We start from the raw sequence: 18,923 nt of genomic DNA, 5'->3' as shown, positions 1-18,923 counted from the left end.
GAGATTTATCTTATGAATCTGACGATCAGCGGACACCATCTCGAAGTCACCCCTGCCCTGCGCACCTATGTCATCAGCAAGCTCGACCGCATCACCCGGCACTTTGACCAGCTGGTCGACATCAAGGTGCTGCTGACGGTCCAAAAGCAGAAGCAGAAGGAAAAGCGCCAGCGCGCTGAATGCAATGTCCGCGTCAAAGGCAGCGATCTGTTTGCGCAGAGCTGCCATGCCGACCTCTACGCCGCCGTCGATGAGCTGGTCGACAAGATCGACCGCAAGGTGGTTCGGCACAAGGAGTGCCTGCAGGACCACCACTTCGAGGCCCGGCGGCGTGAGCAACCCCAACCCGCCGTCTGATCCCTCTGTCCAGACCGCCCGCAGCCGCCCTCAGGGCGGTTTTTTCATGGGCTGGCGCCCCCTCAGGGTTTTCGCTAGGCGGTGCATAATCCGCGCTTATTGCCATGAACCGCCTCTCCTCCATCCTGCCCGCCGCCCAAGTGCTCGTGAGCGTCGACGCCACCAGCAAGAAGCGCGCTTTCGAAGAAGCCGGGCTGCTGTTTGAAAGCCTGCACGGCCTGTCCCGCGCGCTGATCACCGACAGCCTGTTTGCGCGCGAGCGCCTGGGCTCGACCGGCCTGGGCCACGGCGTGGCCATTCCGCACGGGCGCATCAAGGGGCTCAAGTCGCCCATGGCGGCCGTGTTCCAGCTCGAGCGCCCGATCGGTTTCGATGCCCCCGACGAGCAGCCAGTGGGCCTGCTGATCTTTTTGCTGGTGCCCGAGGCGGCCACGCAAAAGCACCTGGAGATCCTTTCCGAGATCGCCGAGCTGCTCAGCGACACCATGCTGCGCGAAAAAATCAAGGCCAGCACCGACGCGACCGAACTGCACGGCATGATTGCCAACTGGCAGTCCACGCAGGCGGTCTGAGCGCCCCCGCTGCCGCCCTCGCGCCGTGAAACCCAATGTCGTCAGCGCCGATGTCCTGTTCGAGGAATTCCGCACGCACCTGAAATGGGAGTGGCTGGCCGGCCTGGGCGCTTCCGAGCGCCGCTTTGACGAGGTGGTCGTGCGCGCGGCGCGCTCCGGCGCCGACCTCGTCGGCTACCTCAACTACATCCATCCGTACCGCGTGCAGATTCTGGGTGAGCGCGAAATCGCTTACCTCACCAACGCCACGGCAGAAGACTGCCAGCGCCGCATCGCCCGCATCGTCACGCTCGAGCCGCCGGTGTTGATCCTCGCCGACAGCCAGGCGGCGCCCGAGGCGCTGCTGCAGATGTGCGAGCGCGCGCAGATTCCCATGTTCGCCACGCACGAATCGTCGGCCTTCGTGATCGACGTGCTGCGCGCCTACCTGTCCAAGCATTTCGCCGACCGCACCACCATGCACGGCGTGTTCATGGACATCCTGGGTCTGGGGGTGTTGATCACCGGCGAATCGGGCCTGGGCAAGAGCGAGCTGGGGCTGGAGCTGATCTCGCGCGGCCAGGGGCTGGTGGCCGACGACGCGGTCGACCTGTACCGCATCAACCAGGCCACCATCGAGGGCAAATGCCCCGACCTGCTGCAAAACCTGCTCGAAGTGCGCGGCATCGGCCTGCTCGACATCCGCGCCATTTTTGGCGAGACAGCGGTGCGCCGCAAGATGCGCCTCAAGCTCATCGTGCACCTGGTGCGCAAGGAGACGCTGGAGCGCGACTACGAGCGTCTGCCCTACGAGCCGCTGACCCAGGACGTGCTGGGCGTGCCCGTGCTCAAGGTGGTCATCCAGGTGGTGGCCGGGCGCAACATCGCCGTGCTGGTCGAGGCGGCGGTGCGCAACACCATCTTGCAGCTGCGCGGCATCGATACCTACCAGGAGTTTGTCGAGCGCCACCGGCGCGCCATGGAGCAGGGCTCCTAGCGGCTGCAGCGGCCGTGCCGGGCGCCCGGCCTGCGCATGCTTACTTCGGATTGCGCGCGCAGTCGGCGCACATGCCGTACAGCGCCATCGAGTGGTCGTGCACGTGCCAGCCCTTGGCCTTGGCGACGATCAGCTGGCGTTTTTCGATCTCTGGGTCGAAGAACTCCTCGACCTTGCCGCAGGTGGTGCAGACAAAATGGTCATGGTGCTGGCCTTCGTCGAGTTCGTAGATGGACTTGCCGCCCTCGAAATTGCTGCGGATCAGGATGCCGGCCTGCTCGAACTGCGTGAGCACCCGGTACACCGTGGCCAGGCCGATGTCGGAGCGCTCTTCGAGCAGCACGCGGAACACGTCTTCGGCCGTCATGTGGCGTTGTGCCCCGGTCTGGAAAATCTCCAGAATCTTCAGGCGTGGCAACGTGGCCTTGAGCCCCGTGCTTTTGAGTTCGTCGATGTTTTTCATGACAAGGTCTTCCGTGCGCCGCTGGCGCGCTAAGGCCTGTGGGCCAACCGCTACAATGGTTCGATCATAGCCCTCTGCCCATTTTCCATGTCTGCCAAAGCCTATCGCAGCGCCCGTCTGGGGCTGACCCTGTTGATTGGCGCCACTGTGGCCGCCTGCAGCAGTTTTGACAGTGCCACGAACCGCCTGGTCGGTGCGGTCACTCCCTACAAGATCGCCGTGGTACAGGGCAACTTTGTCTCGCGCGAGCAGGTGCAGGCCCTGCAGCCTGGCATGGGGCGCCAGCAGGTGCGCGACATCCTGGGCACGCCACTGGTCACGAGCGTATTCCATGCCGACCGCTGGGAGTACGTGTTCACGCTCAAGCGCCCGGGCGTCGAGGTCCAGACGCGCAAGCTCACCGTGTACTTCCAGGGCGATACGTTCGAGCGCGCCGAAGGCGACGAGATGCCGTCCGAGAGCGAATTTGTCGCCACGCTGGACACGCGCAAATCCAAGCGCGCCGTGCCCGTGCTCGAAGCCACCGAGGCGCAGCTGGCGCGCTTCCCCGCGCGCCCCCCGGAGCCGCCGCCAGCCGCTGCGGCGCCCGCGCCGCGCAGCTACCCGCCGCTGGAATCTCCGGCCCGCTGACCGCTGCGCGCCACCCGCTGGCGCACACCCGCAACCAAGGAAAGATATGACAGGCACTTCTTTGCCCGCTGCCCGCACCGCGCCCTGCCGCGTGGCCGTGGCGGGCGCTTCCGGCCGCATGGGCCGCATGCTGATCGAGGCCCTCCGCGCCAGCGACGACTGCGTGCTCGCCGGCGCGCTCGACGTGGCGGCGAGCCCCGGCATCGGCTCCGATGCCACGGCCTTCCTGGGACACGCCAGCGGCGTGCCCATCACGGCGGACCTGCATGCCGGGCTGAAAAACGCCGACGTGCTGATCGACTTCACCCGCCCCGAGGGCACGCTGGCGCATTTGCGGGTGTGCAGCGAACTGGGCGTGAAGGCGGTGGTCGGCACCACAGGGTTCAGCGACGCGCAAAAGGCGGAGATCGCCGCCTTCGCGCAGCGCACGGCCATCGTCATGGCGCCCAACATGAGCGTGGGCGTCAACGTCACGCTCAAGCTGCTGCAGATGGCGGCCAAGGCGCTGGCCACGGGCTACGACATCGAGATCATCGAAGCGCACCACCGCCACAAGGTCGATGCGCCGTCGGGCACCGCGCTGAAGATGGGCGAGGTCATCGCCGACGCGCTCGGGCGCGACCTCAAAGACTGCGCGGTCTACGCGCGCGAAGGCGTCACCGGCGAGCGCGAGCCGTCGTCGATCGGCTTTGCCACCATCCGCGGCGGCGACATCGTGGGCGACCACACCGTGCTCTTCGCCGGCACGGGCGAGCGCATCGAGGTCACGCACAAATCGTCCAGCCGCGCCACCTATGCCCAGGGCAGCCTGCGCGCCGTGCGCTTTCTGCGTGCACAAAAGACCGGCATGTTCGACATGTTCGACGTGCTCGGCCTGAACTGACGGCGCGCGCGCCATGGCTGCGCTGCACTGGTGGGAGCAAGGCGATGCGGTGACGCAGGCCACGGCGCTGCTGCTGCTCGCCATGTCGGTGGCCAGCTGGGTGGTCATCGCCTGGAAGGCGCTGCTGCTGCGCCGGGCCCGCCACGACGTGGCGCGCTGCACGGCGGCCTTCTGGCAGGCGCCGAACTTGGACGCCGCCCACCAGCACATCGCGTCTTTTGACCGTGAAACGCTGGTCCTGCCTTTGGTGGATGCTGCAAAATCCATAGCGAATCCACCGGGGCACAGCGCCCCTTCCGGGACTCTGGCCCGGGCGGGCAGCGCCGCGCAGCAGCTCACGCGCGTGCTGCGCGACGCGCTGCACGCGGTGCTGGGCAAGCTGCAGTGGGGCCAGGTGCTGTTGGCCACCGTGGGCTCCACGGCGCCGTTCGTGGGGCTACTGGGCACCGTGTGGGGCATCTACCATGCGCTCGCGGCCATGGCCCGCGCGGGCCAGATCAGCATCGACCAGGTGGCCGGCCCGGTGGGCGAGGCCCTCGTCATGACCGCCGCCGGCCTGGCTGTGGCCATTCCCGCCGTGCTGGCCTACAACGTGTTCGGCCGCCTGCTCGGGCGCATCGAGGCCGATCTCGAAGGCTTCGCCCGCGACCTGCGCGAGCTGGTGCTCGACGCGGCCCCCGCCCCACCCGCGCGCAGCGACTGACGCCCATGGCCTTCGGTCGTCTGGAGCGCACCGCGGCGCCGCAGCCCATGAGCGACATCAACATGACGCCGCTGGTCGATGTGATGCTGGTGCTCGTCGTCATCTTCATCCTCACGGCGCCGCTGCTGGCCAGCGCCATCCGGCTCGACCTGCCGCGCAGCGCGGGTGCCGTCCCGGGCGCGGCGCCGCAGTCCGTCACCGTGGTGCTCGACCAGGCCGGCCAGGCCTTCGTGAACGACCAGCCGCTGGCCCTGGCCGCCCTGGCGCAGCGCCTCGCGGCGATCGCGGCCGAGCACCCGGACACCGAAGTGCAGCTGCGCGCCGATGCCGCCGTGCCCTACGGCCGCGTGGTCGACGTCATGGGCGCGGCGCACCAGGCCGGGCTCACGCGCATCGGTTTCGTCGCCGAGCCTGCCGCCGCCGCAGCAGCGCTTTCGCCCTGAGCGCGCGCTCCGGCCCGGCCTGCCGGTGCCAGCGCCTAAAATCCCCGCAGCGCAGCGGTTTGCGGCTGCATCTCACCTTTTCCGGGCTCCCATGCAAGACAAATACCAACACACCGAGGTCGAGCGCGCCGCGCAGGCCCACTGGACGGCGCACGACGCCTACCGCGTGACCGAAGACGCCGGCAAGAAGAAGTTCTATGCCTGCTCGATGCTGCCCTACCCCAGCGGCAAGCTGCACATGGGCCATGTGCGCAACTACACCATCAACGACATGCTCACGCGCCACCTGCGCATGAACGGCTACAACGTGCTCATGCCCATGGGCTGGGACGCCTTCGGCCTGCCCGCCGAGAACGCCGCCATGAAGAACGGCGTGCCGCCTGCGCAGTGGACCTACGACAACATCGCCTACATGAAGAAGCAGATGCAGGCGATGGGGCTGGCCATCGACTGGAGCCGCGAGGTCGCCACCTGCGACCCCGACTACTACCACTGGAACCAGTGGCTGTTCCTGAAGATGCTCGAAAAGGGCATCGCCTACCGCAAGACCCAGGTCGTCAATTGGGACCCGGTGGACCAGACCGTGCTGGCCAACGAGCAGGTCATCGACGGCAAGGGCTGGCGCACCGGCGCCACCGTGGAAAAGCGCGAGATCCCCGGCTACTACCTCAAGATCACCGATTACGCGCAGGAGCTGCTCGACTCGGTCACGGACGGCCAGCTGCCGGGCTGGCCCGAGCGCGTCAAGCTCATGCAGGAGAACTGGATCGGCAAGAGCGAGGGCGTGCGCTTTGCGTTCCCGCACGACATCCGCGGCGACGATGGCGCGCTGATCGGCGGCGGCAGGATGTACGTGTTCACCACGCGCGCCGACACCATCATGGGCGTGACCTTCTGCGCGGTGGCGCCCGAGCACCCGCTGGCCCAGCACGCCGCGCGCAGCAACGCGCAGCTGGCCGCCTTCATTGAGGAATGCAAGAGCGGCGGCACGACCGAGGCCGAACTGGCCACGCAGGAAAAGAGAGGCATGGCCACGGGCCTGACGGTCACGCACCCGCTGACCGGCGAGCCGGTCGACCTGTGGGTGGGCAACTACGTGCTCATCGGCTATGGCGACGGCGCCGTGATGGGCGTGCCCGCGCACGACGAGCGCGACTTTGCCTTTGCACTCAAATACGGCATCGAGATCAAGCAGGTGGTGCTGGTCGACGGCGAGCATTTCGATTACCAGCAGTGGAACGACTGGTATGGCGACAAGGGTGCCGGCGTCACCATCAACTCCGACAGCTTCAGCGGCCTGCCCTACCAGGAGGCCGTCAACGCCGTGGCCCACGCGCTCGCGCAAAAGGGCCTGGGCGAGAAAAAGACCACCTGGCGCCTGCGCGACTGGGGCGTGAGCCGCCAGCGCTACTGGGGCACGCCGATCCCGATCATCCACTGCGACGAACACGGCGCCCTGCCCGTGCCCGAAAAGGATCTGCCGGTGGTGCTGCCCACCGATTGCGTGCCCGACGGCTCGGGCAACCCGCTGCACCATCACGCAGGCTTCCACGCCGGCGTGGTCTGCCCGGTCTGCGGCAAGGCCGCGCGGCGCGAGACCGACACCATGGACACCTTCGTCGACAGCTCGTGGTACTTCATGCGCTACTGCGACCCGAAGAACACCGAGGCCATGGTGGCCGAAGGCGCCGACTACTGGATGCCGATGGACCAGTACATCGGCGGCATCGAACACGCCATCCTGCACCTGCTGTACGCGCGCTTCTGGACCAAGGTCATGCGCGACCTGGGCCTGGTCAAGGTCGACGAGCCCTTCACCAAGCTGCTCACGCAGGGCATGGTGCTCAACCACATCTACTCGCGCCGCACCGACAAGGGCGGCAAGGAGTATTTCTGGCCGCACGATGTCGAGCACGTGTTGGGCGATGACGGCAAGGTCGTCGGCGCCCGGCTCATCCACGCCGTGGGCGACCTGCCCGTGGGCACGGCCATCGACTACGAGGGCGTGGGCACCATGTCCAAGTCCAAGAACAACGGCGTCGACCCGCAGGACCTGATCGAGAAGTACGGCGCCGACACCGCGCGCCTCTACACCATGTTCGCTTCGCCGCCCGAGGCCACGCTCGAATGGAACGACTCTGCCGTCGAAGGCAGCTACCGCTTCCTGCGCCGCGTATGGAACTTCGGCACCAAGCTCTCTGCTATCGATCAAGGAGCTGCAAGCGCAAGCGTGGCGGGCGCCAGCAGCCTGAAAGACGTGGAGTTTGGCAAGGAGGCGAAAGCCCTGCGCCTGGAGATCCACACCGTGCTCAAGCAGGTGGACTACGACTACCAGCGCATGCAGTACAACACCGTGGTCTCGGGCACGATGAAGATGATCAACGCGCTCGAAGACTTCAAGGCCATGGACTCGGCCGGCGCGCAGGTGGCGCTGATCGAGGGCTTCGGCATCCTGCTGCGCTGCCTCTACCCGGCCACGCCGCACCTGACGCACAGCCTGTGGAGCGCCCTGGGCTACGACCGGGCGCTCGGCGAGCTGCTCGACGCACCCTGGCCGCAGGTCGACCCCGCGGCGCTGGTGCAGGACGAGATCGAGCTCATGCTGCAGGTCAACGGCAAGCTGCGCGGCTCCATCCACGTCGGCGCCCAGGCCGACCGCGCCGAGATCGAGCGCGTGGCCCTGGCCAGCGAGGCGTTTGCCAAGCAGGCGGGCGGCGCGACCCCGAAAAAGGTCGTGATCGTGCCCGGCCGCCTCGTCAACGTGGTGGTCTGAACATGGCCGCCCGTCCCACCGCCCTGGCTTCTGCGGCCCGCACCGGCGGTGCGCTGCCCCGGCGCACGCTGCTGGCGCTGTGGCCGGTGCCGCTGTTGGCCGCCTGTGGCTTTCGGCTGCGCGGCGTGCCCGAGTTCGCGTTCCGCTCGCTCTACATCGCCGCCCCTCCGGGCTCGCCGCTGGCGCGCGAGCTGAGGCGCACGCTCGCAGGCGCGGGGGGCGCGCTCAAGGTCATCACCGAACCGGCCAGAATGCCGGAGGCCGAGGCCATCATGGACCTGCTCTCCGAGCAGCAAGAGCGCTCGGTCGTGGGCCTGAATGCGTCGGGCCAGGTGCGCGAACTGCAGCTGCGCCTGCGCATCCGCTTCAAGCTGCGCACACCGGCCGGCGCCGAGCTGATCCCCGACACCGAGCTGCTGCAGCAGCGCGACGTGAGCTACAACGAAACCATCGCGCTGGCCAAGGAGGCCGAAGAGGCGCTGCTCTACCGCAACATGCAGACCGACCTGGTGCAGCAGCTGCTGCGCCGGCTCGCGGCCGTGCGAGCGCAGTGAGCGGTATTGGCTGCTGCATGCTATTGAAAAAAGAGCTTTCAACGCTTGCTGGTAAAGCGTCTAAGCCTGATTTGATCCCTATCGGTAGCGCCATGCACATCGCCCTGAACCAGCTCGCCGCGCACTTGCACAAAGGCCTGCGCCCGCTCTACACCCTGCACGGCGACGAGCCGCTGCTGCAGCAGGAGGCGGCCGACGCCATCCGCGCGCAGGCGCGCGCCCAGGGCTACACCGAGCGCAGCAGCTTTGCCGTGGCCGGCGCGCATTTCGACTGGAGTGCGGTGCTGGCGGCGGGCGGGTCACTCAGCCTGTTCGCCGACAAGCAGATCATCGAGATCCGCATCCCCTCGGGCAAACCGGGCAAGGACGGCAGCGCCGCGCTGCAGCAGATCGCGCAGGCCGCGGCCGGCAACGACAGCACGCTCACGCTGGTGCTGCTGCCGCGCCTGGACAAGGCGACCAAGACGGGTGCCTGGTTCTCGGCGCTCGAGAACAACGGCGCGACCGTGCAGATCGACCCGATCGATCGCGCCGCGCTGCCGCAGTGGATCGCCCAGCGCCTGGCCGCGCAGGGCCAGCGCGTGGCGGCGGGCGAGGAGGGCCAGCGCACGCTCACGTTCTTTGCCGACCGCGTCGAAGGCAACCTGCTGGCCGCGCACCAGGAGATCCAGAAGCTCGCGCTGCTGCACCCGCCGGGCGAACTCGGCTGGGCGCAGGTCGAAGCGGCCGTGCTCAACGTGGCGCGCTACGACGTGTTCAAGCTGTCCGAGGCCGTGCTCGCCGGCCAGCTGCTGCGCGTGCAGCGCATGCTCGACGGCCTGCAGGCCGAGGGCGAGGCCGCAGTGCTCGTGCACTGGGCGCTGGCCGAAGACATCCGGGGCCTCAAGCGCGTGAAGGACGCAATGAACGCCGGCCGCCCGTTGCCGATGGCGCTGCGCGAAAACCGCGTCTGGGGCGCGAAGGAGCGCCTGTACGAGCGGGTGCTCGCGCACCTGACGGACGCCAGCGCGGCGCGCCTGCTGCAGTCCGCGCACCTGGTCGATGGCATCGTCAAGGGGCTCAAGGTGCCCGACTGGCCGCAGGACCCCTGGCAGGCCCTGCAGCGGCTGGCGCTGCAGCTGGGCCGCGCCAGCGCCGGGGCGGCCCGGCGCGGGTAAGGCACACGCGCCGGTGGGGGCGCGGGGCGCGGCGGCTATTTGCCGTCGTCGAGCACAAAGGTGACCTGCATGTTCACCCGGTACTTGGTGATGCGGCCGCCTTCGATCGACACCTTCTGTTCCTTGATCCACGCCCCGCGCACATTGGAGATGGTGTCGCAGGCCCGGGAGATGCCCTGGTTGATGGCATCCTCGAAACTGGTGGTGCTGGTGGCACTGACCTCAATGACTTTGGCGACACTCATGGCGGGCTCCGGAAAGTGGGGGAGCCCTCATGCTAGGAGCGGTGCGGCCGCGTCCCTGTCGGACAAGCGCGCCTTGTGCCGTAGCCGGCGGGGCCGCCTTTCGCCCGCCATCGCCGGGGCGCTTTGGCGAGGGGCAGGGCACGGCGCGGCAGCCACGGGGTATCTGCGGCAAAATCACGCCATGAACGCCCTCCACGTCAGCGAATACACCCAGACCCTTGGTTTACAGGCAAAAGCGGCTTCAGCCCTGATGGCCAAAGCGCCTGCAGCTATCAAAAACAAAGCATTGAAGGCGTTGGCCCGGCTGCTGCGCGCACAGACCGGGGCGCTTCAGGCCGACAATGCGCGCGACCTCGAGCGCGCCCGCGCCGCCGGCCTGGCCGAGCCCCTGGTGGACCGGCTCAAGCTCACGCCGCAGGTGCTGGAGACCTGCGCCCAGGGCTGCGAGCAACTGGCCGCCATGCCCGACATCATTGGCGAGGTGCTGGGCATGAAGCAGCAGCCCAGCGGCATCCGCGTGGGCCAGATGCGCGTGCCGATCGGCGTCTTCGGCATGATCTACGAGAGCCGGCCCAACGTGACCATCGAGGCGGCTTCGCTCTCGATCAAGAGCGGCAACGCCTGCATCCTGCGCGGTGGCTCCGAGGCGATCGATTCGAACAAGGCGCTCGCCCAGCTGGTGCAGCAGGCGCTGGCCGAGGCCGGCCTGCCGCAGGACGCGGTGCAGCTGGTGCAGACCACCGACCGCGAGGCCGTCGGCCAGCTCATCGCCATGCCGCAGTACGTCGACGTGATCATCCCGCGCGGCGGCAAGGGCCTGATCGAGCGCATCAGCCGCGAGGCCAAGGTGCCCGTGATCAAGCACCTGGACGGCAACTGCCACACCTACGTCGACGACCCCTGCGATCTCGCCATGGCCGTGGCCGTGGCTGACAATGCCAAGACCAGCAAATACAGCCCCTGCAATGCCAGCGAGGGCCTGCTCGTGGCCGCGGGCGTGGCGGCCGAGTTTTTGCCGCGCATCGGTGCGGTCTACGCTGAAAAAGGCGTTGAAATGCGCGTGTGCCCCGCCAGCCGGGCGCTGTTGGCGGCGGTTTCAGGAGCGAAGCTGGTCGACGCCACCGAGCAGGACTGGTCCGAGGAGTACCTCGCGCCCATCATCTCGATCCGCGTGGTGGCGGGGCTGGACGAGGCCATCGCGCACATCAACCGCTATTCGAGCCACCACACCGACGCCATCCTCACGCGCGACCACATGCACGCCCAGCGCTTCCTGCGCGAGGTCGACTCGGCCAGCGTCATGGTCAACGCCAGCACGCGCTTTGCCGACGGCTTTGAATACGGCCTGGGCGCCGAGATCGGCATCAGCACCGACAAGTTCCATGCACGCGGCCCGGTCGGCATCGAAGGACTGACCTCGCTCAAGTGGGTGGTGCTGGGCGAGGGCGAAGTGCGGGCCTGAGGGGCCGACGCACCCGCGCACCGCCCCAGCTTCCGACACCAAGCCGTGAAAATCATCATCCTGGGGGCCGGCCGCGTGGGCCAGAGCGTCGCCGAGAGCCTGGTCTCCGAGCGCAACGACATCACCGTCATCGACACCGACGCCGCGCGCGTGCGCGAACTCGAAGCGCACCTGGACTTGCGCGCCGTGGTCGGCAACGGCATCGACCCGGCGGTGCTGGCCGAGGCCGGGGCCAACGACACCGACCTGCTCATCGCCTGCGCCGCGCAGGACGAGACCAACCTGGTGTGCTGCAAGGTCGCGCAGCTGCTGTTCAACGTTCCGGCGCGCATTGCGCGCGTGCGCTCCTCGGGGTTCGACCCCGGCGGGCCGCTGGCCGGGCCGGACGGCTTTGCCGTCAGCGTGATCTGCCCCGAGGCGTCGCTCACGCGCTATATCGCCAAGCTCATCGAGTACCCCGAGGCCATGCAGGTGCGCGAATTTGCCGGTGGGCGTGCCTGCTTGGTGGCCACGCGCGCACGTGCCGGCGCGCCGATGGTCGGCCTCACCATCGCCCAGGTGCGCGCGGCCACGCCCCACGTGGCCATGCGCGTGGTGGCCATCTACCGGCGCTTTCCCGAAGAGCCCGACCGCTTCGTCGCCTGCAGCGGCGCCACGCGCATCGAGCCCGGCGATGAGGTCTTCGTGCTGGCGGCGCGCGAGCACCTGCCGTTCGTGCTCGCTTCGCTGCACCGGCGCGAAGGCCAGCCGGCGCGCGCCGTGCGCCGCATCATGGTCGCCGGCGGCGGTGACGTCGGCCTGCGCCTGGCGCTGCAGCTGGGCGCCGAGCCGGGGCGCTTTCACGTCAAGCTGATCGAATCCGACCCGCCGCGCTGCATCGCGCTGGCCTCGGCGCTGCCCTCGCAGGTGCTGGTGCTGCAGGGCGACGCCACCGACGAAAAGCTGCTCGAAAGCGAGAACATCGAGGAGGTGGACCTGTTCCTGGCGCTCACCGACGACGACGAGAACAACATCATGTCGAGTCTGCTGGCCAAGCGCATGGGCGCGCGGCGCGTGCTCGCGCTGATCCACCGGCGCAGTTATGCCGACCTGATGCATGGCACGCAGATCGACATCGCCCTCTCGCCCGCGCAGGCCATGCTGGGTGAGCTGCTGGCCCACGTGCGCCGCGGCGACGTGCAGGCCGTGCACAGCCTGCGCCGCGGCGTGGCCGAGGCGCTGGAGATCGTGGCGCGCGGCGACCGCAAGAGCTCGCGCGTGGTCGGGCGCAAGGTGAGCGAACTGCGCCTGCCCGGTGACGTGCACATGGGCCTGATCGTGCGCGGCCTGCCCGAGCCGGGCGCCGCGCCGCTGCCGGGAGCGCCGGCGGCGCCGCCCCAGGTCATCATTCCGCGCAGCCATACCCAGATCGAGAGCAACGACCATGTGGTGTTCTTCCTGCCGCACAAACGCCTGGTGCGCGATGTCGAGCAGCTGTTCCGCGTGAGCGCCACGTTCTTCTGACACGCTCGCCGACGGCGCCCGGCCATGATCGACCTTCTTCCCGTCCTGCGCGTGCTGGGCATGCTCACCATGCTGTTTGCGCTCTCCATGGGCGTGCCGCTGGCGGTGTCCTGGTTTGCGCAGGACGGCGTCTGGCAGGTGTACCCCGTGGCCATGGGGGTCACGCTGCTGGTGGGCGCCAGCCTGGTGGTGGGGCTGCGCCGCTACAAGCGCGAGCTGCAGCCGCGCCACGGGGTCATGCTGGTGTCGCTGGTGTGGGCGCTGCTGCCGCTGTTTGCCATGCTGCCGCTGATGCTGGCCTGCCACCAGGTGGGGCGGCCGCTGTCGTTCACGCACGCCTACTTCGAGGCGGTGTCGGGCCTGACCACCACGGGCGCGACCGTGCTCTCGCAGCTCGACACGCTGCCGGTCTCGGTGAACGTGTGGCGCACCTTCATGCAGTGGATCGGCGGCATGGGCATCCTGATTTTGGCCGTGGCGGTGCTGCCGCTGCTGGGCGTGGGCGGCGCGCAGCTGTTCAAGGCCGAGGCCGCGGGCCCGGTCAAGGACACCAAGCTGACGCCGCGCATGACCGAGACGGCCAAGGGCCTGTGGGGCGTGTACGCGCTGTTTTCCGTGCTCTGCGCGCTGGCCTACTGGGCCGGTGGCATGGCGCCGCTGGATGCACTGATGCACATGTTTTCCACGGTGAGCCTGGGCGGGTTGTCGTCGCACGACGCGAGCTTTGCCTTCTTCCAGTCGCCGCTGCTCGAAGGCATTGCACTGGTGTTCATGCTGCTGGCCAGCTGCAACTTCGCGCTCTACTTTGTCGCGCTGCGCAAGGGCCACTGGCGCGGCTTCTGGCGCGACCCGGAAATGCGCGCTACCTGTGTGGCGCTGCTCGGCGGCGGGCTGCTGGTGGCCGTGCTGCTCTGGGCCAAGGGCGTGTATGGCCCGCTCGACGCGCTGCGCTACGGCGTGTTCCATGTGGTCTCGGTGGCTACGACCACGGGTTTTGCCACGGTGGACTACCTGGCCTGGCCGGTGTTTGCGCCGGTCTTCATGCTGATGCTCTCGGGCGTGGCAACCAGCGCGGGCTCCACGGGCGGCGGCATCAAGATGGTGCGCATGCTGATCTTGCTCAAGCAGGCGCGGCGCGAGCTCACGCGCCTGGTCCACCCGAACGCCGTGCAGCCAGTGCGCCTGGGCGGCGCGGTGGTCGAGTCGCGCATGATCTTCTCGGTCATGGCCTTCATGCTGGTCTATGGCGGCACGGTCGTCGTGCTCAGCATGGCGCTGATGCTGACCGACCTCGACCCACTGACCGCCTTCAGTGCGGTGCTGGCCAGCGTCAACTGCACCGGGCCAGGCCTGGGAAGCATCGGCCCCGCGTCGAACTACGCGCTGCTCACCGACTTCCAGACCTGGGTGTGCACGCTGGGCATGCTGCTCGGACGCCTGGAAATCCTGAGCTTCATGGCCTTGCTGACGCCCGCATTCTGGCGCCGCTGAGCGGCGCGCGCCGCCCGCTGGCGGCCCTGCCGGGAACGCCAGCGGGCAGGGCGACTCCCTACAATCGCTGCTAACGTCTTAGAAGGCCTTCCCATGGTTCCGCACCTCATCACGGCCCTCACCGGGCCCATCAACGAGCTAGAGCAGCGCATCATCGACTCCATGCCGGCCACCGAGCGCTGGTTCCGGCTCGAGTGGATGGAGCACACGCCGCCGTTCTATACCTCGGTGGACATCCGCAACGCCGGCTTCAAGCTCGCGCCTGTGGACACTAACCTGTTTCCGGGCGGCTGGAACAACCTCACCCAGGAGATGCTGCCGCTGGCCGTGCAGGCCGCGATGGCGGCCATCGAGAAGATCTGCCCCGAGGCGCGCAACCTGCTGATCATTCCCGAAAACCACACGCGCAACAGCTTCTACCTGAGCAACGTGGTGCAGCTGCAGCGCATCTTCAACATGGCTGGGCTCAATGTGCGCGTGGGCTCGATCAGCCCCGAGGTCAAGAAAACCACCGTCATCGAGCTGCCCACGGGCGAGAGCGTGACGCTCGAGCCGGTGCAGCGCAATAGGGGCCGCCTGGGGCTGAAGAACTTCGACCCCTGCACCATCTTGCTCAACAACGACCTGTCGGCCGGGCCGCCCGGCATCCTCGAAGACCTGCACGAACAGTACCTGCTGCCGCCGCTGCACGCGGGCTGGAGCGTGCGCCGCAAGAGCAACCATTTCCGCAGCTACGAAGAGGTGGCCAAGCGCTTTGGCAAGCTGCTGGGCATCGACCCCTGGCTCATCAACCCCCTGTTTGGCAAGTGCGGCGAGATCGACTTCACCGAGGACACGGGGCTGGAGAACCTGCAGACCCAGGTCGACGCGCTGCTGTCCAAGGTGCGGCGCAAGTACAAGGAATACGGCATCAACGAAAAGCCGTTCGCCATCGTCAAGGCCGACAACGGCACCTACGGCATGGGCATCATGACGGTGCACGACGCCAAGGAACTGCAGACGCTCAACCGCAAGTCGAAGAACAAGATGGCCGTCATCAAGGACGGCCAGCCCGTGCACGACCTCATCATCCAGGAGGGTGTGCTGACACGCGAGCGCGTGCACGAGGCCGTGGCCGAGCCCGTGGTCTACATGATGGACCGCTACGTCGTCGGCGGCTTCTACCGCATGCATGCCGACCGCGGCGTGGACGAAAACCTCAACGCACCGGGCGCGAGCTTTGTGCCGCTGGCCTTTGACCACAGCACCCACATGCCGCAGCTGGGCGCGCGCCCTGGCGCCAGCGCGCCCAACCGCTTCTACATGTATGGCGTGATCGCGCGCCTGGCCATGCTGGCCGCCAGCTACGAGCTCGAAGCCACCGACCCCGACGCCGAGGTCTACGACTGAAGCGGGCGGCGCCGGCGTCCGGCGCACCGCCAGTTGTTGCGCTGCAACATTGTGAAAAGGCCCGCGCCCGTGCGTCCGGGCCAACGGGCACAATGGCAACCCCCAATAACAGAGCCCCGCCAGCGCCCATACCGGTCGGTGCGCAGCGGAAATGGCAGTGGAAAACTCTAAATCCTCCCTGGGTGTGCTGATGCTGGGCGCCATCGGTGTCGTCTATGGCGACATCGGCACCAGCGTGCTGTACTCCGTCAAGGAGGTGTTTGGCTCGGGCCATGTGCCGTTCACGTCCGACAATGTGCACGGCATCCTGTCCATCTTCTTCTGGACGCTCACCGTCATCGTCTCGCTCAAGTACGTGGTGCTGGTGCTGCGCGCCGACAACCATGGCGAGGGTGGCCTGGTGGCGATGCTGGCGCTGGCATCGCAGACCGTCAAACACCAGCCGCGGCTGCGCAAATGGCTGCTGCTGGTGGGCATCTTCGGCACCTGCCTGTTCTATGGCGATGGTGTCATCACCCCGGCCATCACGGTGCTCGGGGCGGTCGAGGGGCTGGAGGTCATCTCGCCCACGTTCAAGCAATACGTGGTCCCGCTCACCCTGGTCATTCTGCTGTTGCTGTTCATGGTGCAAAAGCGCGGCAGCGCGAGCATCGGACGCTTTTTCGGGCCGGTGATGGTGCTGTGGTTCGTCGCCATCTCCGCGCTCGGCCTGTACAACATTGCCGACAACCCGCGCATCCTGTGGGCCATCAGCCCGTACTATGCGCTGCGCTTCATCTACGAGCACCCGGGCATCACCTTCATCATTCTGGGCGCCGTGGTGCTGTGCGTGACCGGCGCCGAGGCGCTGTATGCCGACATGGGCCACTTCGGGCGGCGCCCGATCCGTGTGACCTGGTTTGCCGTCGTCATGCCGGCACTCACGCTGAATTACTTCGGCCAGGGTGCGCTGCTGCTCAAGCGTCCCGAGGCCGTCAAGAACCCGTTTTTCATGATGGCCCCCGAGTGGGCCCTGGTGCCCATGGTGCTGCTGGCCACCGTGGCTGCCGTGATCGCTTCGCAGGCGCTGATCTCGGGCGCTTTCAGCGTGACCAAGCAGGTCATCCAGCTGGGCTACCTGCCGCGCTTGCGCGTGCTGCACACCAGCGTCAAGGAGGCCGGCCAGATTTATCTGCCCTTCGTCAACTGGGCCCTGTTCGCCATGATCGCGATGGCGGTCGTCATGTTCAAGTCGTCGAGCGCGCTGGCCTCGGCCTACGGCATCGCCGTGACGACCGACATGCTGATCACCACCATCCTCACCTTCTTCGTCATCCGCAACGCCTGGCGCCTGCCCCTGGCGTTGAGCCTGGGTGCCACGGCTTTCTTCTTTGTCGTGGACTTCGCGTTCTGGGCTTCGAACCTGCTCAAGCTGTTCGAGGGCGGCTGGTTCCCGCTGGTCATCGCCAGCGCCATCTTCATTCTGATGAAAACCTGGGAGGACGGGCGCCGCCTGATGCGCGCCGCCTTCGCCAGCGATGCCCTGGGCCTGTCCGAGTTTTTGGAGTCGGTGTTCGTCAGCCCGCCGGTGCGCGTGGACGGCACCGCCGTGTTCCTGACCGCCGAGCGGGGCACCGTACCCAACGCGCTGCTGCACAACCTCAAGCACAACAAGGTGCTGCATGCGCAAAACCTGTTCGTCACGGTGCACAACCACGAGGTGCCCTGGGTCGAGGGCGATGCGCGCGTGCAGCTACAGGCGCTGGGCCACAACTGCTGGCAGGTGGTCGTCCACTATGGCTTCATGGACGACCCCGACCTGCCGCGCGCGCTGGCCCTGTTGCGCGGGCGCGGCTGTGAGCTCGAGCCCATGGGCACCAGCTACTTCCTCTCGCGCGACACGGTCATTCCCACCGTGGGCACGGGCATGGCGCCGTGGCGCGAGAAGCTGTTTGCCCAAATGCACCACAACGCCAGCGGCGCGGCCGACTTTCTGCACCTGCCCAACAACGCCGTGGTGGAACTGGGCTCCAAGATCGAGATCTGATGCCCGGACAGCGCAGAAGATTTTGGGTGTTTTCCGCCGCCAGCCCTTATGGATAAAGCGCCTGCAGCTATGGATTGCATAGTGAAAAAGCGGCGGCGGTCGGGGTGTGCCGGGCGGTGCCAGAATCGGCCACCATGCATTTTTTCAAAGACTTGAGCCTTTCGGCCTTCACGGCCGGCTTTGTGGCCGTGCTGGTGGGCTTCACCAGTTCGGTGGCCATCGTGTTCCAGGCGGCGCAGGCGTTCCACGCCACGCCGGCGCAAATCACTTCGTGGATGTGGGCGCTGGGCCTGGGCATGGGCCTGTGCTCGCTCGTGCCCTCGCTGTGGCTGCGCAAGCCGGTCATGGTGGCCTGGTCCACGCCCGGCGCCGCGGTGCTGGCCACGGCGGGACTCGCCGGAGGCTTCAGCATGGCCGATGCCGTCGGTGCCTTCATGGTGTGCGCCGCCCTGATCACCGCGGCCGGCGCCACGGGCTGGTTCGAGCGCGTGATGAACCGCATCCCCATGGAGATCGCTGCCGCTCTGCTGGCAGGCGTGCTGGCGCGCTTTGGCCTGCAGGCCTTCGCGGCCGCCCAGACGGCCCTGCCGCTGGTGCTGCTGATGCTGGGCACTTACCTGGTCGCGCGCCGCCTGTGGCCGCGCTACGCCGTGGTGCTCACGCTGGCCGTGGCCATCGCCTATGCCGCCTTGCGCGGGCAGATGGCTTGGTCGGCCGTGTCGCTGGAGCTGGCCATGCCGCAGTTCACGGCCCCCGAATTCAGCTGGAGCGCCCTGGTCAGCCTGGCGCTGCCGCTGTTCGTGGTCACCATGGCCTCGCAGAACCTGCCCGGTGTCGCCGTCATCCGGGCGTCGGGTTACACGCTGCCGATCTCCCGGCTCATCACGCTCACGGGCGTGGCCACGCTGGTGCTGGCGCCGTTCGGCGCCTTCGCGCTCAACTTCAGCGCCATCACCGCCGCCATCTGCATGGGCCCGGAGGCGCACGAAGACCGCAGCAAGCGCTACACGGCGGCCGCGTCCTGCGGCGCTCTCTATATAGTGGTCGGCATCTTTGGCGCGGTCATCACGGGGCTGCTCACCGCCTTCCCGAACGAGCTGGTCGTGGCCATCGCGGGCCTGGCGCTGCTGGGCACCATCGGCAACGGCCTGTCCGTCGCCCTGCGCGACGAGCCGCACCGCGAGGCCGCGCTGATCACGTTCCTGGTCACGCTCAGCGGCGTGGCCATCGCCGGTGTCGGTTCGGCCTTCTGGGGTGTGGCGGCCGGCAGCCTTGCGCTGTTTGTGCAACAGTACG

At 67.7% G+C, this 18,923-nt stretch carries 18 protein-coding genes; 16 read left to right on the top strand and 2 right to left on the bottom strand.

Going from position 1 to position 18,923, the window contains the following annotated elements; genetic code table 11:
* Positions 1 to 12: 12 nt before the first annotated feature.
* The 3 genes from hpf (at position 13) to hprK (ending at position 1,905) form a co-directional block, all read left to right on the top strand.
* Positions 13 to 357 carry a ribosome hibernation-promoting factor, HPF/YfiA family gene (hpf, locus tag B2J89_RS15525; protein WP_169169948.1) on the top strand — a complete coding sequence of 115 codons (345 nt, stop codon included), beginning with the start codon at positions 13 to 15 and terminating at the stop codon, positions 355 to 357.
* A 104-nt stretch (positions 358 to 461) separates the two neighbouring features.
* Positions 462 to 929, top strand: coding sequence for a PTS sugar transporter subunit IIA (locus B2J89_RS15520; protein WP_169169947.1), 468 nt, complete (start codon positions 462 to 464; stop codon positions 927 to 929).
* A gap of 25 nt (positions 930 to 954) precedes the next feature.
* A complete protein-coding gene (gene hprK / locus B2J89_RS15515; protein ID WP_169169946.1) occupies positions 955 to 1,905 on the top strand; it encodes an HPr(Ser) kinase/phosphatase in 951 nt (316 codons plus the stop codon).
* A gap of 40 nt (positions 1,906 to 1,945) precedes the next feature.
* Here the strand turns inward: hprK and fur are convergent, their stop codons facing one another.
* Positions 1,946 to 2,368 (bottom strand): ferric iron uptake transcriptional regulator, encoded by a 423-nt coding sequence (gene fur, locus B2J89_RS15510; protein WP_169169945.1) that lies wholly within the window; start codon positions 2,366 to 2,368, stop codon positions 1,946 to 1,948.
* An 87-nt stretch (positions 2,369 to 2,455) separates the two neighbouring features.
* Here fur and B2J89_RS15505 point away from each other — a divergent pair, with 87 nt between their 5' ends.
* From B2J89_RS15505 to holA, 7 genes are all read left to right on the top strand, one after another.
* Positions 2,456 to 2,998: an outer membrane protein assembly factor BamE gene (locus B2J89_RS15505; protein ID WP_169169944.1), complete on the top strand. Its 543-nt coding sequence runs from the start codon at positions 2,456 to 2,458 to the stop codon at positions 2,996 to 2,998.
* Positions 2,999 to 3,044: 46 nt separating this feature from the next.
* Positions 3,045 to 3,881, top strand: coding sequence for a 4-hydroxy-tetrahydrodipicolinate reductase (gene dapB / locus B2J89_RS15500; protein WP_169169943.1), 837 nt, complete (start codon positions 3,045 to 3,047; stop codon positions 3,879 to 3,881).
* Positions 3,882 to 3,894: 13 nt separating this feature from the next.
* A complete protein-coding gene (locus B2J89_RS15495) occupies positions 3,895 to 4,584 on the top strand; it encodes a MotA/TolQ/ExbB proton channel family protein (protein WP_169169942.1) in 690 nt (229 codons plus the stop codon).
* Between the two features lie 5 nt (positions 4,585 to 4,589).
* Positions 4,590 to 5,027 carry a biopolymer transporter ExbD gene (locus B2J89_RS15490; protein ID WP_169169941.1) on the top strand — a complete coding sequence of 146 codons (438 nt, stop codon included), beginning with the start codon at positions 4,590 to 4,592 and terminating at the stop codon, positions 5,025 to 5,027.
* Between the two features lie 91 nt (positions 5,028 to 5,118).
* Positions 5,119 to 7,800, top strand: a complete 2,682-nt coding sequence (gene leuS / locus B2J89_RS15485) for a leucine--tRNA ligase (RefSeq protein ID WP_169169940.1) — start codon at positions 5,119 to 5,121, stop codon at positions 7,798 to 7,800.
* 53 nt (positions 7,801 to 7,853) lie between these two features.
* Positions 7,854 to 8,354 (top strand): LPS assembly lipoprotein LptE, encoded by a 501-nt coding sequence (gene lptE, locus B2J89_RS15480; protein WP_169169960.1) that lies wholly within the window; start codon positions 7,854 to 7,856, stop codon positions 8,352 to 8,354.
* A gap of 92 nt (positions 8,355 to 8,446) precedes the next feature.
* Positions 8,447 to 9,511, top strand: coding sequence for a DNA polymerase III subunit delta (gene holA / locus B2J89_RS15475; protein WP_169169939.1), 1,065 nt, complete (start codon positions 8,447 to 8,449; stop codon positions 9,509 to 9,511).
* A gap of 35 nt (positions 9,512 to 9,546) precedes the next feature.
* On the opposite strand, the gene B2J89_RS15470 is transcribed toward holA, so the two are convergent.
* Positions 9,547 to 9,756: a dodecin family protein gene (locus B2J89_RS15470; protein WP_169169938.1), complete on the bottom strand. Its 210-nt coding sequence runs from the start codon at positions 9,754 to 9,756 to the stop codon at positions 9,547 to 9,549.
* A gap of 181 nt (positions 9,757 to 9,937) precedes the next feature.
* Here B2J89_RS15470 and B2J89_RS15465 point away from each other — a divergent pair, with 181 nt between their 5' ends.
* The 6 genes from B2J89_RS15465 to B2J89_RS15440 all read left to right on the top strand — a co-directional run.
* Positions 9,938 to 11,218: a glutamate-5-semialdehyde dehydrogenase gene (locus B2J89_RS15465; RefSeq protein WP_169169937.1), complete on the top strand. Its 1,281-nt coding sequence runs from the start codon at positions 9,938 to 9,940 to the stop codon at positions 11,216 to 11,218.
* Positions 11,219 to 11,263: 45 nt separating this feature from the next.
* The gene (gene trkA / locus B2J89_RS15460; protein ID WP_169169936.1) at positions 11,264 to 12,721 is read left to right on the top strand and encodes a Trk system potassium transporter TrkA; all 1,458 of its coding nucleotides are present in this window, start codon (positions 11,264 to 11,266) and stop codon (positions 12,719 to 12,721) included.
* A 24-nt stretch (positions 12,722 to 12,745) separates the two neighbouring features.
* Entirely contained in the window at positions 12,746 to 14,212 is a 1,467-nt protein-coding gene (locus tag B2J89_RS15455; RefSeq protein WP_169169935.1) for a TrkH family potassium uptake protein, read from the top strand.
* A gap of 93 nt (positions 14,213 to 14,305) precedes the next feature.
* Positions 14,306 to 15,601, top strand: a complete 1,296-nt coding sequence (gshA, locus tag B2J89_RS15450; RefSeq protein WP_169169934.1) for a glutamate--cysteine ligase — start codon at positions 14,306 to 14,308, stop codon at positions 15,599 to 15,601.
* A 151-nt stretch (positions 15,602 to 15,752) separates the two neighbouring features.
* Positions 15,753 to 17,627, top strand: a complete 1,875-nt coding sequence (locus B2J89_RS15445; protein WP_169169933.1) for a potassium transporter Kup — start codon at positions 15,753 to 15,755, stop codon at positions 17,625 to 17,627.
* A gap of 134 nt (positions 17,628 to 17,761) precedes the next feature.
* Positions 17,762 to 18,923 (top strand): benzoate/H(+) symporter BenE family transporter (locus B2J89_RS15440; protein WP_169169932.1); only part of this gene is annotated, 1,162 nt, incomplete at its 3' end.

It is taken from the genome of Acidovorax sp. SRB_24, assembly GCF_012931925.1.
The sequence above is the reverse complement of the archived record's forward strand: the minus strand, read 5'-3'. Positions and strand labels throughout refer to the sequence as shown.